The organism is Cytophagia bacterium CHB2, assembly GCA_030263535.1.
In the GTDB taxonomy this organism is placed as follows: Bacteria; Zhuqueibacterota; Zhuqueibacteria; order Zhuqueibacterales; family Zhuqueibacteraceae; genus Coneutiohabitans.
The window spans coordinates 1-15262 of sequence record SZPB01000132.1 but is presented as its reverse complement, the minus strand read 5'-3'; the positions used below and the strand labels follow the sequence as shown (position 1 = coordinate 15262).

The 15262-nt window shown below is 53.4% G+C and carries 8 protein-coding genes; 4 read left to right on the top strand and 4 right to left on the bottom strand.

Annotated elements, in window-relative coordinates; genetic code table 11:
• The 4 genes from FBQ85_14185 to FBQ85_14170 form a co-directional block, all read right to left on the bottom strand.
• The coding region (locus FBQ85_14185; GenBank protein ID MDL1876304.1) for a hypothetical protein at positions 1–659 on the bottom strand (659 nt) is incomplete at its 3' end.
• A gap of 103 nt (positions 660–762) precedes the next feature.
• The gene (locus FBQ85_14180; GenBank protein MDL1876303.1) at positions 763–1764 is read right to left on the bottom strand and encodes a PorV/PorQ family protein; all 1002 of its coding nucleotides are present in this window, start codon (positions 1762–1764) and stop codon (positions 763–765) included.
• Positions 1765–1849: 85 nt separating this feature from the next.
• Entirely contained in the window at positions 1850–3919 is a 2070-nt protein-coding gene (locus FBQ85_14175) for a fibronectin type III domain-containing protein (GenBank protein MDL1876302.1), read from the bottom strand.
• A gap of 177 nt (positions 3920–4096) precedes the next feature.
• Positions 4097–7195, bottom strand: a complete 3099-nt coding sequence (locus FBQ85_14170) for a TonB-dependent receptor (protein MDL1876301.1) — start codon at positions 7193–7195, stop codon at positions 4097–4099.
• A 1291-nt stretch (positions 7196–8486) separates the two neighbouring features.
• On the opposite strand from FBQ85_14170, the gene FBQ85_14165 reads away from it, so the two are divergent.
• The 4 genes from FBQ85_14165 to FBQ85_14150 all read left to right on the top strand — a co-directional run bounded on the left by FBQ85_14165 (position 8487) and on the right by FBQ85_14150 (position 15031).
• Entirely contained in the window at positions 8487–9518 is a 1032-nt protein-coding gene (locus tag FBQ85_14165; protein MDL1876300.1) for a hypothetical protein, read from the top strand.
• 118 nt (positions 9519–9636) lie between these two features.
• The gene (locus FBQ85_14160) at positions 9637–10011 is read left to right on the top strand and encodes a response regulator (GenBank protein ID MDL1876299.1); all 375 of its coding nucleotides are present in this window, start codon (positions 9637–9639) and stop codon (positions 10009–10011) included.
• Between the two features lie 11 nt (positions 10012–10022).
• Positions 10023–11192, top strand: a complete 1170-nt coding sequence (locus FBQ85_14155) for a response regulator (protein MDL1876298.1) — start codon at positions 10023–10025, stop codon at positions 11190–11192.
• Between the two features lie 5 nt (positions 11193–11197).
• Entirely contained in the window at positions 11198–15031 is a 3834-nt protein-coding gene (locus FBQ85_14150; protein MDL1876297.1) for a hypothetical protein, read from the top strand.
• The last annotated feature ends 231 nt before the right edge of the window (positions 15032–15262 follow it).

The following is a 15262-nucleotide window of genomic DNA, read 5'->3' as shown; positions in this document are numbered from 1 at the left end:
GTTCCGTCTGGCGCGATGGTGGAGATTCTTCGGAGCCGCGCAACCACGTTGGTAACATAAAGAACGTTGCCCGGTCCCACCTTCAATGCGTTCGCACGAATAAAACTGGCATTCGATTTTAGCACACTCAATCTTCCATCCGGAGCGACTTTCTTAATCGTATTCAATTCGGTTGACACGTAAATGTTGCCGTCTAGATCCACGTCCAAGCCAAAAGCCTTCACCACGTCCTGGCCCGGGCTTTTCAGGTCGCTTAAAATCACGGCGGCCGGCTTTAATTTATACCACGCGGTCGAACTAAACAGCGGCGCGCCCTGGACGGCAATTCTGATGGAAATAGAGTCCGCAACGATATTGGGGGTCTTGACTCTCAGCTCTGTAGCGGAGGCTGCCGCCACCACGGCCGGCTCTGCATTAAAATAGACCAGGTTCTCCTGCGGCACGGTTGAAAAATTTTGGCCCCTAATGGTCAATTCGCCGACCCCCGCCAGCGAGCTGTCCGCGGGTTCAATCGCGGTGATCACTGGGTTCAATTTTTCCGAAGCGTTGGGATCGAAGAGGCTCGGGGTTGGCTCATCTTCGCAACTGAGATGCAGAAGCGCAGCACACAGTACGAGAGCACAAGCCAGGCTGCGCGAGCTGTACATGTTATTTCTCATAATGATGTTCCAATCTTTTTCATGACTCAAGTCGTCTCACCCTTTCTTGATGCATGGTTCGAAAGAAGTCGCGCACACCGCCCGCCCGGCACAGCGAGCGCCGTTAGAGTCCGATGCGTATCGAGAAGCGATGCACCGGATCGAATAAACCGAAAGGGGTGTAGGCATAATCCAGCGCCAAATTCGAAGCCTTGCGGAAACCCGCGCCGGCGCTGAAATGCTGTTCGTCATTGGGAAACGCGTAACCGGCGCGCAAGGCAAACGAATTGACAAAAACATACTCCGCGCCAATGTTCATCTGCTCGGCATAGTCGCGCGGGTGTATCGCATCAACTGAGACGATGAAATCATGCTGGGTCTCCGCGGCTGCCAGCAGATCCATGGCGTTCATCGACAGGCCGATCTCAAAGGTCAGGGGCAATTCAAAGGACTCGTCTTGATATTTGATCTCTTTGGAGAAATTGCGCACGTTCATGCCGAAGTCCAGGCTTTTGAAACCGGTACGATAGATAATGCCAAAATCAAAGGCCATGACATTGACGCGGTTGTCCGTGAGCATTTGGGTGCCGTCGGTATTGAGGCCAATGATACTGCTCTGCAAATCCTGTTTCACATAGCGGAGATTTCCGCCCACGGAGAATTTGTCCGAGAGCGCCTTGGCATAGCCGAGGCCAACGGACAGGCCAGTGGGGCTGAAGGTGCCGGTGTCGAGAAAGCCGGCGTCATTGTCGGCGCGAATGGTGCCGAAAACCTCGCCATAATCAACCGACAAGAAGCTCAAGCCGAGCACGCCATATCGGCCCTCGGCCAAGTTGAGCGCCAGGCTGCCATAGGAGTATTTGATATCAGCAATCCATTGCACCTGGCCCAGTGCTGCTTCAATCCTGGTGTCCATACGTGCCATGCCCGCCGGGTTGAAAAACATCGCGGCGGAAGTGCCGCTCAGAGTGGCGGTGGCCTCGCCCATCGAGCTGGCGCGCGCGTCGGTCGTTACGCTCAAAAACTTCAGGCCGGTTTGCGCGAGTTTCTGCTGGCCCAGCAGGGGCGTGAGAGCCAGCGCCAGAATCAGGCAACTCCACTTCCAAATTTTATTCGTTTTCATCATTGAGACACCTATTGTGCTGGGGGTTCTTGGTATCCATCGCATGAAATCTCAATGCTGGCGGATCTGTTATCCCAATCTCACCGCTTCAGCGAATCACCACAAATTTCACAATGGCGCTTTCACCGGTATTCTTGTCCGTGACCACGGCGATATACAAACCGCTGACAATGACTTGATTGGATGAGGTGATGGAATTCCATTCCGCATCGCCGCTGCCGTCGGTATGCTCAATCGTTTGAACCAACTCGCCGCTTTCGGTGAAGATCTTGATGGTGCACTGGCCGGGAATATTGAAGAACTTGATTTGATTGGGCTGATCAAAACGCAAGGCCCCGCGCGGCGCGGAAATGTGAAAGGGATTAGGCACAACGCGAATCTGGCTCAATGAGGTGCCGGCTTCCCGCTTGAGATTGGCCTGGTTGTAGGCTTGGGCATAATAACGGCTGCTGCGCAAAGCGCCGCGGGGCGTCAAACCAGTGCCGTCATTGTTTTCCGGTTTGCCGACCGAGACGACATAATAATAATAGTCGCGACCACGAATCGGCGAAGTATCTGTGAAACTCCGCTCATCGGGTCCGGCGCTGTAAATCATGGTATGCGTGCTGTCTTTCGAGCCAACGGCGCGATAGATCTCGAAGCCCGCGAGATTCGGATCACTAGCTTCATAGGTATCCCAAGACACCGTAATACGGTCGCCGCCGCCTTCAACTGTGACCGCTCGCGGCGGTAACGGGGGGCGTGGAATAGCATAGCCGGAATTAAAGTTGGCGATCGCGCGCCGGAACGTTTGGAAAAGGGAATCCCGTCCCGACATGACCCAAGTGTTTTTCTCACGCGCGGTGATTTGACCGCGTTTGTATTGCCGGCCAATGGTTTCCTGCCGTTCGCGGCTGATGCCCGCGGCGCCTTCGGCCATGACGATGTGAATGCTTTCCCCGGGACCCAGGGTGTAGGGGCCATAACCATTGGCGAACGAAAAACCGCCGGGCGTGCCCAGTGCCGGATCACCGGTTGGCTCGATGAAGTTCCCGCTCGGCTCGACGCGGTCGGCATGTCGCGGCTGGTGGCCTTTCGACATCCAGCCATATTCCAGGGTCATCTTGGGAATGTTGAAGGCGTCATTGTTGGATTGCAGCGGCTCATCCGAACCTTCGGTGCTGGTGGTGGAAGGCTGGGCGGGGTCATCGGTTTTATCGGTGGCCGAGCGATCGGCGTGCAGCGTGACCACGCCGATGAACTGGGTGGCGCCCAGGCGGCCGGTGGTGTCGGCCTCTGTCGTGCCCACGCCACTGCCCGGGTTCCAGATTGGGCCGCCGATGTTGTCGTAGAGCGTGAAGGCCGGGTACTTGCCGTGCCAGGTGAATTGCGCGCGGAAATTTTCGCCCGGCGGATCGGGTTTGATGCCGTCGCCGCGCGCATCATTCATCGCATTGATCCCCCACCCTGTGGCATTGCCGATGACATAGCGGGTGGCGGCGCAAACCGAGTTGCGGTACTGAAAATAGAAATACACGCCCTCCAGCGTGGTGTTGGGCAATTCGATATCTGCATCGCCGTCGGTGTTGCCGGTGTTGGTGAAGGTATAATCATAGACGAAGTAATTGTCATGATAGTCCTGGCTGAATTGCATGATCTTGCGGGTCATGGTGATGCCAAGCTGCGTGTTGACCGTAACGACAAGCATGCGATCGGCCGCCATAGTTGGATCAACCTCGTCGTTGTCAATCGGTTTGTCGTAAGACGCCTCGCCATCAACCGAGACTTCCGGCGGCTCAAATCTGCTGATCATCTTGAATTCAAGCGGGAAGAATTCATTGGCGCCGCTGACGCGCGGGCCGGCGTGTACGACTTTGTAGGGATAGTTGGCGCCCGATTCATCGGTGAAGTTGACCGCGCCTATCCACAAAGCCCGGGCTGCCTGCATGTCCTGGTACGCATAGATGGCCGGCCATTGCATGCCGTCTTGTTGATTGCCGACCGGCCCGGCGACCTCGACCTCACATCCAATGGCTGAAAACCAACTGTGCAACGAGCCGGCAGACATGAATCTATTCTGGAATTGTGCCGAGCCCGGGTTGGGTGCAAGGAGAATTGCCAGCAAACCGATCAACACAACCGGGCGCGAGGCGTGCTTGAGATCAGACATCATTTTCATTGCTCCCTCGAGTGGAAATGAATTTCGTAATAGCCTCCTGTGCGCTCGATGTTATAGCAGATCTTTTGTGCCCGGCGAAAGTGCCATTCCGCCGCGGGGGTATGGCATCTTCACGCCAGGGCTTGACGCTATAATAGCCGGGAGCGCCTGAAGGCGCTACTACGAACAGGTATCATGTCAAAATAGGTTGAACGACAACTGCAATCCGAAAAAGACATCCCGCGGGTTGAGAAACGTGAGAAACTCCTGATTCGGCATATCGATATAGGCCTTGGTCTCGAGAATTCTTTGCTTGCGGGCTTCATCGGGATCATTCGGATCGTACGGCTCGTACGGCACGGTGCGATAGTCGCCCGGACGATCATCGCCGACAACGGGCGAGTAGCCGGCATCGAAATTACGCAGGGTATTTCCGACCGCTTCCGGGTAATGCAATGACTTCAAATAGCGTTCGTAATCCTCCGCGTCCACGAATCCGCCCTGGGACATGTACTTGATGTCGAAAACATTGTTCATATCCATGAACAATTGAATATCGGCATTGGCGAGGCGGAAGGTCTTGCTCAAACGCAGATTCACGCTATAGAAATTCTTCCAATGCAGGATGTTTTGAATTTCCGTGATGTTCGCGCCGCCGGGGGGCGTGTAATAAGCACCGGAAGACCAGCTCGCCAGGATATTGAGACGCCAGTTTTCCAGGGGATGCCAGCCTGCCACTTGCGGACCGAAAGCAGAGGGCGAAAAGAAATAAACATTCGCGCGCGCGAACGGCTGCGCCAGGGGCTTGGTTTGATAATGCGTGCGCGTGTCGTTCTCATAGATCTGCTGCTGGCTGCGAATATCAACATATTGCGCGAAGCCGAAGTTGCCAAAGGTGTTGACTTGATAGGTGTAATTCAGAAAGCCCTGAAACCAGTTGCCGCGATTTTTGGAAAGTGTGAATTCAAAGCCGCGAATGTCTTCATAGTTCGTCGGCTCGGTGATTTGATAGTTCACGGCGTTGCGCGTGCTGCGGTATCTCACCAAACGTGGTTGATCTGATACGTCCTTGTAGTAGCCGGCCAAGCGCAAAAGATATTGATCAAACAAATTGTGCTCATAGCCCAATTCATAGGCCACGGTTTTTTGCAGAGGATTGTTGGGGTTGCCGATCCGCACTACTTCCTTGGTTGAAGCAGAGCGCCGGAACAGGAAGAGATCATCCGGCGTGGGAAGCTGGCGGAAATGACCGTAGTTGAAGTAGAGTTTGCTGTTCACGGAGATGGGAAAGGCGACCCCCAGGCGCGGGCTGAGGGAGAATTTCCGCTCGGTTGCGGTCTTGCTCAGCAGGGTGTCGATGCCGTCGGCCTTAGCGCCGGAAAAGGCGGGGTCAAAGGGACTCTCAATCACATACCAGTCGCCGCCGGCATGGGAATAGTCCAGCCGCAGGCCGAGATTGGCGATCATGCCTTCGAATTCGAGTTTATCCTGCACGTACAAGGCGCCGCGTTGCGGGAAGGTGTGCCAGGTTGATAGCGAATTGTTGTCGGGGAGATAATAGTCCCACTGGGCATAGTTGACATTGTTGTCGGTATAGACATACTCGACGCCGGCTTTGACTTGGTTGAAACGACCCATCTGTTTGCTGATATCGAACTTGGCCGCAAGCACGCCCACTTTGCTGCTGTCGCGCGAATTGCTCATGCCGAAGCCCATGCGAAAATCCGGCGTGCCCAAGCCCGGCGCTGGAAAGGCGTAAAAGCCAAAGGGCCCTTCGTCCACTAGATAGCCGTCGCCAAATTCGTAACGGGGGGTGGTGTCGCGCGGCCGCCCGGGGTTGGTGTCATACTTGGAGCGGAAGTAATGCAAGGTCGCTTCATAGAATGTCGAAGGGTTGAGCACGTGGGTGAGCTTGGCGCCGATGCTGTTGCGGGTGATCGCGGAAGGCGCCCAGTAATCGGTATTAAACATGCGCGTTTCAATATAGCTCACGCGATTCAGCGCCGAAGCAATGCTGCCGGTGGAGCGGAACAGGCCGGGCAAGCCAGCATTGTTGTTGTTGGTTCCGCGCTCGCGACCGTTGATGCCTTCGATCATCAACTTCATCTTGGGTGTGATATCCGCGGTGAGCTTCAATTGCATGTTGTAGTCGCGATAGCCGTCACGCGAGAGCGGAATGACGTACATGTCCTGCGAGGTGCGGTAGGAGGCGAAGAAACGCAGGTCTTTAAGGGCTTTTCCGATCACCGGCACCGGGCCGCCCAAACTCACGTCAAAGTCATAATCCGGGTCAACGATGTCAAGTTGGCGGCGATGTTGCCACAAATAAAGTTGCTGCAAAGCTTGTGGCGTGAGATCGTTGGTGGGATCGTCATCTCTTAAACGAGCTTGCGCCACTGCGTTCCAGCCGCCTTCGAACGGGGCGTACTGCTTGCGGGTGAACTCATCCCACGCACCGTTGTCGGTTCCAGTCCAGCACACGGCATCGTCGACGAACGGCCGGACCCAGTAGGAATTGCGATCATGCGGGGAAGGGCCGAAGTGTTTTTGCGCGGCCGGGCTATAGCGTGAAATCATGCCGAAGCTATAGCGATCTTTGCTGCCTTCCTTGGTGGTGACATTGACGACACCCGAGCGGATATTGCCATATTCCGCATTAAATCCGCCAGTTTGAATTTGAATTTCTTCGATGGCTGTGTAGCTGATGGCGGTGTAGGGCTTGTTGTCGCGCTCATCGCGCAGCGTGATGCCGTCGACCACGAACGCGGTCTGGCTGGCAGTATTGTCCGTAACCCGGCCGCGAATGATGATGCCGTCATCGCCATAGCGCACGCCCGCCTGCAACGCCACGACATTTTCGAGGCGCACGATCGGCAAGGCCTCGACCTCTTTGATATTCAGATTTGCGGTGCTAGCCGAGACGTCTTTTTGCACGACCGGCCGCTGTGCCACGACGACCACCTCTTCGCCGGTCAACACCTCTGATTTCATCGAGATGTTGATGGTGGTGGTCAGATCGATATTCACACGCACCTGGGTGACTTCATAGGCGGTATAGCCGATAATGGTGGCGCGGAGGGTGTATGTGCCGGCGGGAACAAAAGGTATCACATAATAGCCATCCGCCGCCGTCGCCGCGCCGATGGTCGTGCCAGTGAGAATGACATTAACACCCGGCAACGGCAAGCCGGTCTCGGCATCCTTCACCGTGCCCACAATTTTGCCGGTTGTTCCGGCGATTGCGAGCGCTGAAAAAGAAACAAGAGCAGCGAGCGCGAGAAGTAACTTTTTGGGCATGCGAGACTCTCCTCTCCAAAAGACTATGACAATTTGAATCTCAACTGCGGAAGAAAAAATGCGCGCAAGATAGAAAAGAATAGTGCACTGTTACTTTAATTTATGTAACTGTTTTATGTGTCACTCAGAAGGAATCCTGTGAAGCATGCGGCCAAGAACGAATTTTCACAAGATTCTTTCAGAATGACATTCACGTTGGGATATATTTTTCAGAGTAACAATGTAATAGTCCCCGGAAATATCACCTTCAGACCGTGTGAAACCCCGAATACCAGAAAAACCTCGGGCAGCTCAGATGCTCTGCAATCAAATGTTTTCGTACAGCTTGGACGTTCAAGACCGAAACAACTTCAAGCACAAACAAAATCTGTAAATTTTAGAGCGGATGAAAGATGATGTGAACGCTTTCAATGGGTGATCGGATTAACCTGATCAACTTATTTCGGTTGATCCACTCTGCTGGAATTGCAGCCAGCCTATGATTCTGATTCCGAAATAAAGATGAAATTTTAATAGCAACAGAATGGCAAGTACTACAGTTTTGCAAGACTCAGGCCAACGGAATTCTCTCAATGAAATCTTTTGTTTTTTTGAATTTTATCTCGAATAAAACGCAGTTCCTTTTTCTTAGGCTTGAGAAAAAAAACGAAAGATTCCTGTAGTTGCGAAAGATGGTTGCCTGTAGTGGTCTGAATTTTTAGGGGAGTATGTTTTTAGATAAATCATGTTGTCGCGTACAACAAGATTTGCAGATACACTGCTGCTTCAGCCAAGTGCGTTGTGAAGACGCCAGAAAAGTAGCCAATCTTTTTTGCCATGTCAAGGGAAATATTGCCACGAAAGGGCGCGCCGCAGTGAGGGGCAAACAAGCGCGATACACCCTGAGTCTATGGACGTTTAATCAACGCGAATTTCAAAATTAATGAATGTTTGCGTTTGTTAACGGCTTCAAAAACGAGTACGCTATTTAGATGGCGTGACTAAATTTCCGGCGGTTATTTTGCATGTAGCCCGGTTCTATTTGGCTCGCGCCCGGAAAGCCGCACAAATGACCCGTCTCAAGAAAATCCTTGCTTTTCTGAAAAATGTGCTAATCTTTCTTGCTCATTGTAATTTTGCTCGAACAGTATTATTTTGCCGCCAGCGCATCGCGAAACGCGCCGTTGGTAAAATTCAGCAAAACTTTTTGTTGGGGAAGAAGTCATGTTATTGAATTACTGGGCTGTGCCTTTACAGATTTTTGATAGTGATGCAAATATCAATTTTATGGTTATAGGCTTGGAGTAATGTCATGTCACGAATGATGCGAGACGCCGGCTTTGTCATGCTGCTGCTGGCGCTGGCAGCCAGCTTGAGCTGGTTCTTTAGCAAAGTCCGCAAGCAAGGGGTGGAAAGTTATTTGGCGCTGTTGGGCAACCAGCTCTTTGCCACGGTGCCGGAGGGCGCGGATAAAGATGAGTTGAAGAAAAAGTATGATCAATTCCTGGTGGAAGTCGCCGACCGCAAGATTCCGCCGGAACAGGTGGAAAAAGTCGCGGCAAGCATTCTCAATGCCAGTAACGCCAGTGAAGCGCTGACCGCGCAGCAAGTGGAAGCCGTGCTGGCGCTGGCTGCTTTGCCGGAGGGCGAGCTGGAAAAAGAGTTAAGCATCGTGCGCGTCCTTCCGCCGGAAGCGCCTGAAGTTCCGGCACTAGCCGGCCAGGATTCATTGCCGCGCCCGCCGGAAACCAGGGTGGACGTTTTTGAGAACACGCCGGAAGCTTGGGCTGCGCTCAACGAACGCCTCAAAAATTTGTATGAATTCAATCACAAGCTGCATGGCGCTTTGGTCGCGCCCGAGATGCCGCGCATGCACATGGAATATCGCTTTGAGCCGGGTATGAAGATGCGATTGATTGTAGATGATTCCCTGAAGCATGAAATTATGCGGCGCAATGATGCAACCCTGACGCGGGAATGGCAACGGTTGGAACAGAAAAAGCTCGTCGTGGCGCAGCAAAATTTTGCCACGCATTTGCGCAGCGAGCAAGCGCGTTTGCAGCAGGAATTGCAGCGCTTGCGCGAGTTGCAACGTCAAACGCAGCCTGTGCCGGAAAAAAATTCGCAAGCCTGGCAGGCTTTGGAAGCCTTAAAAGATTTGCCGGCAATCGTCACCGTTGTGGCCGCCGATTCCGTCATCATCCGCAGGGAGATTGCGAAGGCGTTAAAGATGGCGGCGCTCGCCGACTCTCTGGCCGGACGCGAAGATATTAAAGATGTCCTGCGCGAAGCCAGCAAAGCGTTGCAAGAGATGGAGGCGCAGCAACCGGGCAAAAACAAATAAAGCGGCGGCCGTGCGCGGTTTGTGCTGTGAATTTTATAAGTCAGGCGTGGTTGCGGCGGCGCGGCTGAATATCTGCGGATTATCGGTTTTAATCATCAAGTTTTTCAGGCGGGAAATAATGAGCGCAAAAATCCTCGTGGTCGATGATGAGCAAGATGTTGCTCTGCTCTTTCAACAAAAGTTTCGCAAAGAGATAAAAGCGAATCAGGTGATGTTTCATTTTGCCCTGTCGGGCGAAGATGCGTTGGATTTTTTGCGCAATCATCTCACGGCTGATTTTGTGATGATTCTCTCCGACATCAACATGCCGGGCATGGGCGGTTATGAACTGTTGAAACGCATCAAGCTCGAATTCAGCCGCTTGAAAGTTTTTTTGATTACGGCTTACGGCGACCAGCGCAGCTATCAAACCGCCATGGCCGGCGGCGCTGACGGCTTTATCACCAAACCCATCAACTTCGACGACCTGAAACAAAAGATTTTCAATCTCTGAGGCCGCCTTTCATGCCAACCAAGATTCTTGTGGTAGATGACGAACCGGATTTGTCGCTCATGATCAGCCAGAAATTCCGCCGGCAAGTGCGCGAGAAGGAACTGGCCTTCGTTTTTGCGAGTAACGGCGTCGAAGCTCTGGCCAAACTTCAGGAAGACGGCGAAATCGACGTCGTCATGACCGATATCAACATGCCGGAAATGGACGGCCTGGCCTTGCTCGCCAAAATCACGGAGAATTATCCGCTGCTCAAAACCGTCATCGTGTCGGCGTATGGCGACATGAAAAACATCCGCACGGCATTGAACCACGGCGCATTCGATTTTGTGACCAAGCCGATTGATTTCGACGATCTTGACCTCACCATCAAAAAAACCATTTACGAAGCAAGTTTGCTGAAAAAAGCGGCGCAGGAGCGCGATCAACTCGTGGCGTTGCAGCGCGAGCTGGACGTCGCCAAGGCGATTCAAAAAAACATCGTGCCGAAAACGTTCCCGCCCTTTCCCGGCCGCGCCGAATTCGAACTGCACGCCGAGATGATTCCCGCGCGCGAAGTCGGCGGCGATTTTTATGATTTCTTTTTGATCGGCGATCAGCAGGTCGGTTTTGTGATCGGCGATGTGTCCGGCAAGGGCGTGCCGGCCGCGCTGTTCATGGCCGTCAGCAAAACTGTGCTCAAGGCCACCGCCCTCAAAGGTCTGCCCCCGCACGAGTGTTTGCAGCAAGTGAATCGCATTCTATTTATGGAAAGCGTTGACGAAATGTTCGTCACGGTTTTTTACGGCATTCTTAACACCGCCACCGGCGAAGTCTCTTTTTGCAACGGCGGCCATAATCGTCCGTATATCATACGCCCGCCGGGCCACACCGAAATGTTAACGGGCCAGGACGGTTTGATGTTGGGCTTGCTCGAACATTGGGATTATCAAGTCAACAAAATTTCTTTAGCCCCCGGCGAAGGGCTGATGCTCTACACTGATGGCGTCACCGAAGCAATGAATCGCGATCATGAACAATTCGGGGAAGAACGCGTGGCCGCCTCGTTGCAACAGTTGACCGGCGCCCCGCTGACGGAGATAATCGCGGGTATAGTGAAAGAGATCAATGCCTTCGTCGGCGGCGCACCGCAAGCGGACGATTTGACGATCTTAACGCTGCGCTATGCCGGTACTTCGGTTTGACCGTCATGAAAAGAATCATCACCTGTTTCATCTGCCTCGTGAGTTACTCTGCTGCTCTTCTCTCGTCCTCCCCCTCCGATGAGCCTGCGCTGAGGCACGTGAAAGAAATCGGAATCCCTTATTTTAAAAACTACAGCCCGAAAGAACACGGCGGCGATGTGCAAAATTGGGCGATCGCGCAAGACGAGCGCGGCGTCATGTATTTTGGCAATAATTCCGGCGTGCTTGAATACGACGGCGTTTCATGGCGTTTGATTCCCGTGAAAACCGGCAGCGTCGTGCGCGCGCTGGCGTTGGCGGCAGACGGCAGAATTTATGTCGGTGCGCAAAGCACGATTGGTTTTCTGGCGCCGGACGTGATCGGACAATTGCAGTATGTTTCGCTGCTGGACAGCATTCCGCCGGAGGCCCGCGATTTTGTCGAGATCGCCAAAGTTTATGCGACGAAATCCGGGGTGTACTTTCAAGCCTTTGATCGTTTGTTCCTGTGGTCGAACGGGCGCATGCGCCTGTGGCGACCGGATCATCCTTTTCATATTTCGTTTGTCGTCAACGACGTGCTGTATATTCGCCAGCCGGGCGTGGGGCTTTTGCAAATGGCCGGCGATTCGTTGCAACTCATCCGCGACGGCGAGAAATTTTCCGAACTGCGGATTTACATGATGCTGCCGTTCGGCGACAATAACATTTTGATCGGCACGCGCGAGCAGGGCTTGTTCGTGTATGACGGCCTCAAGGCGCTGCCGTTTCCCACCGAAATTGATGCTTTCCTATTAGAGAACCAATTATATCATGGCGTCACGCTGGCTAACGGCGAGGTGGCGCTGGCAACCTTGCGCGGCGGCGTCGCCATCATCGATCGCTCGGGCAGATTGCAACTTCTTCTCGATAAAGACGCGGGTTTGCAGGATAACAACGTTTGGTTGCTGGCCACGGATGCGCAACAAGGGTTGTGGCTGGCCTTGAACAACGGTATCGCGCGCGTCGAAACGCCTTCACCGTTGGCACTCTTTGATGAACGCTCCGGCTTGCGCGGCAGCGTCGAATCCACATTGCGGCATCGCGGCACATTGTATGTGGCAACGCATCAGGGCGTTTTTTATCTCAAACCTGCGGTGGTATCGCCGCGATCGCCTGCCATTTCCCGCGCTGCTTTTCAACCCATTCGCGGCATTGCAGAACAATGTTGGGCGTTGCTATCAGCCGGCGAAACCTTGCTGGCGGCAACGCATGCCGGGGTTTATCAAATCGAGGGCGCGCAAGCCCGTTTATTGCGTGAATCGGCGGGCCATTCCTATGCGCTCTATCGTTCAAAAAAAGACACGACGTTGATTTATGTTGGCCTGGAGAACGGACTGGCGTTGCTGCGTTTCAATCCCAAGACGCGGCAGTGGAGCGAGGCCGGCGAAGTCAACGGAGTGGAAGTCGAAGTGCGCGACATGGCCGAAACCGCGAACGGCATCTTGTGGCTGGGAACCCGTTCACAAGGTTATTTGCGCGTGGATTTGTCGGACGGCCTTGCTCATCCGCCGATCCAGATATTTGATCGGCGTCATGGCTTACCAGAAGATTACGGCTGGGCTTCGCTGATCGCGCTTACCGGCCGTGAAGTGTTTGCCACCAGCAAGGGGCTTTTTCGCTTTGATGAAAAGGCGCAGCGCTTCCTGCCGGATAGCACGTTCGGAGCGATCTACGCCGACAGCGCGCACAGCACTGGTGAAGCCGCGGTAGATCACAACGACAATTTGTGGTTGCAATCTGGCAGCGGGACGGCACAACAATTCGGCGTGGCGGTACGCCAACCTAACGGCAGCTATGTTTGGCAGTATTCGCCGTTCGCGCGGCTCTCTGATTTCACCATTTGGGATATTTATTGTGAACGTGAAGAAACGTTAATGGGCGTAGGAAACACCTGGATCGGCGGACCCGAGGGCTTGGTGCGCTATGACGCCGCCGCGCAAAAAGATTATGCCGTGAATTTTTCGGCGTTGCTGCGCCGCGTGATTACCGTGAACGGCGACTCGGTGCTGTTTGGCGGAGCGGGCCTAAACGAAGATGCGCTGACCATGGCTTCACCGCTGCCCTATCTCAACAACTCTCTACGCTTCGAGTTTTCCGCTTCCAGTTATGACAATGATTCCGGCAATCGTTTTCAATATTATTTAGAAAATTTCGACAAAGGCTGGTCCGCCTGGACAAAAGAGACGAAAAAGGATTATACCAATATTTCCGAAGGCCGGTATCGCTTTCACGTGCGCGCGAAGAATGCCTATGATCATGTCAGCGCGGAAGCAGTTTATTCGTTCAAGATTTTGCCGCCGTGGTACCGCAACTGGTGGGCGTATCTGATCTACCTGAGCCTGGCCGGATTCGGCGTTTACGGCCTGATCAAGTATCGCACCCAGCAACTCGTGCAGCGCAGCCGCGCCCTGGAAGAAATCGTGCAGCAGCGCACGGAAAAAGTCCGGCAGCAAACCGAAGAATTGGAAACCCTGGACGACATTGTGAAAAAAATCAACCGCGAGGTTGATTTGGAGAACGTCTTGCGCTCCCTGCTCGATCAGGGTTTGAAATTATTTCCACAGGCGGAAAAGGCCTCGGTGTTGCTTTACGATGCCAACAGCGGATTGTTCAAATTCGCGGCCGCAGCCGGTTATGATTTAGCGCGCATGAAAGACATTGCTTTTACTCCGGCGCAACTTGCCCAACGCTACACCACCGGCTCGGAACAGGTGGGCGAAGGCGTTTATATCGTGCGCAATTTGCAGACGCTTTATGAAGAAAATGCCGCTACGCCCGCCGGGCCGATTTCAGTGTTGGTGATGACGGCGGTGCGGCAGGGACAAACCGAGGCCTATTTGATTTTTGACAACCTGACCAACCCGGATGCGTTTAGCCAATCTGATGCCCACAAATTGAGCCGGTTCCGCAGCCATGCGGTGTCCGCCATCATCAAGGCGGAGATCCTGCAAGAGCTGCAAGAGAAAAATATTGAGATCATCAAAACGCAAGAGCAGCTCATCATGCAGGAGAAGCTGGCCTCACTGGGTTCTTTGACGGCGGGCATTGCGCATGAGATCAAGAATCCGCTGAATTTTGTCAATAATTTTGCGGTGTTGTCGGTGGAATTGGCGCAAGAGCTGAAAGAAGAAATCGAGCAACAGGAAAGCAAGATCGATTCCCGCGCCGTCACGGCGATCACGGAACTGTTGCAGACGCTGCAACAAAATGCGCAAAAAATCAATGAGCACGGCAAACGCGCCGACAGCATCGTGCGCGGCATGTTGCAGCATTCCCGCGCCGAAAGCGGCGATCGCGAAAACACGGACATCACCAATTTGCTGCGACAAGCCGTCAGTCTGGCCTATCACGGCATGCGCGCGCAAGAAAACGGCTTCAATGTTACACTCGAAGAAGATTACGACGCCTCGGCGGGAACCATCGAAGTCGTGCCCCAGGATGTGAGCCGGGTCTTTTTGAATCTCATCAATAATGCGAATTATGCCGTGTTGCAGAAAAAGAAAAAGTGGGATGAAATGGCAAAACAGCAGGGCGCAGGTGTGTACGTCCCGACCCTAACCGTGCGCACAAAAAATCTGGGCGACAAAGTGGAAATTCGCATTCGGGATAACGGCACCGGCATTCCCCAATCCGTGAAAGATAAGATTTTCAATCCTTTTTTCACGACAAAGCCCCCGGGACAGGGCACAGGGTTGGGCTTGTCGATTAGCTACGACATCATTCAAAAGCATCGCGGGGAGATGCGGGTGGAAACGGAAGAAGGAAATTTCACGGAGTTCATCATCACTCTACCGAAAACTGCAAGCAATAAATCATGATTTGCGCCGATGGGTAATGCTGTCGGGGGCCAATCGGTGAACGCAATCTGGGTATAAAGCAAAATCCCGCAGAAAAATCTCTGCGGGATTTTTGTTTTTGGCAGTGATCTACGGCCTTGCTTGCTGGCTTCGACAAGCTCAGCCAGCGAACAAGCTCAACTAGCAGTCAGCAGTCTGTTGGCGTAATTGTAATTCTATTTGACAAATGACATTTTACGCGTGTGCACAAAG

What these genes read in the sequence shown, in the direction of transcription:
- FBQ85_14170 (MDL1876301.1), bottom strand. Translation starts at nt 7,195, where the DNA reads ATGCCCAAAAAGTTACTTCTCGCGCTCGCTGCTCTTGTTTCTTTTTCA.
- FBQ85_14160 (MDL1876299.1), top strand. Translation starts at nt 9,637, where the DNA reads ATGAGCGCAAAAATCCTCGTGGTCGATGATGAGCAAGATGTTGCTCTG.
- FBQ85_14180 (MDL1876303.1), bottom strand. Translation starts at nt 1,764, where the DNA reads ATGATGAAAACGAATAAAATTTGGAAGTGGAGTTGCCTGATTCTGGCG.
- FBQ85_14165 (MDL1876300.1), top strand. Translation starts at nt 8,487, where the DNA reads ATGTCACGAATGATGCGAGACGCCGGCTTTGTCATGCTGCTGCTGGCG.
- FBQ85_14175 (MDL1876302.1), bottom strand. Translation starts at nt 3,919, where the DNA reads ATGAAAATGATGTCTGATCTCAAGCACGCCTCGCGCCCGGTTGTGTTG.
- FBQ85_14150 (MDL1876297.1), top strand. Translation starts at nt 11,198, where the DNA reads ATGAAAAGAATCATCACCTGTTTCATCTGCCTCGTGAGTTACTCTGCT.
- FBQ85_14155 (MDL1876298.1), top strand. Translation starts at nt 10,023, where the DNA reads ATGCCAACCAAGATTCTTGTGGTAGATGACGAACCGGATTTGTCGCTC.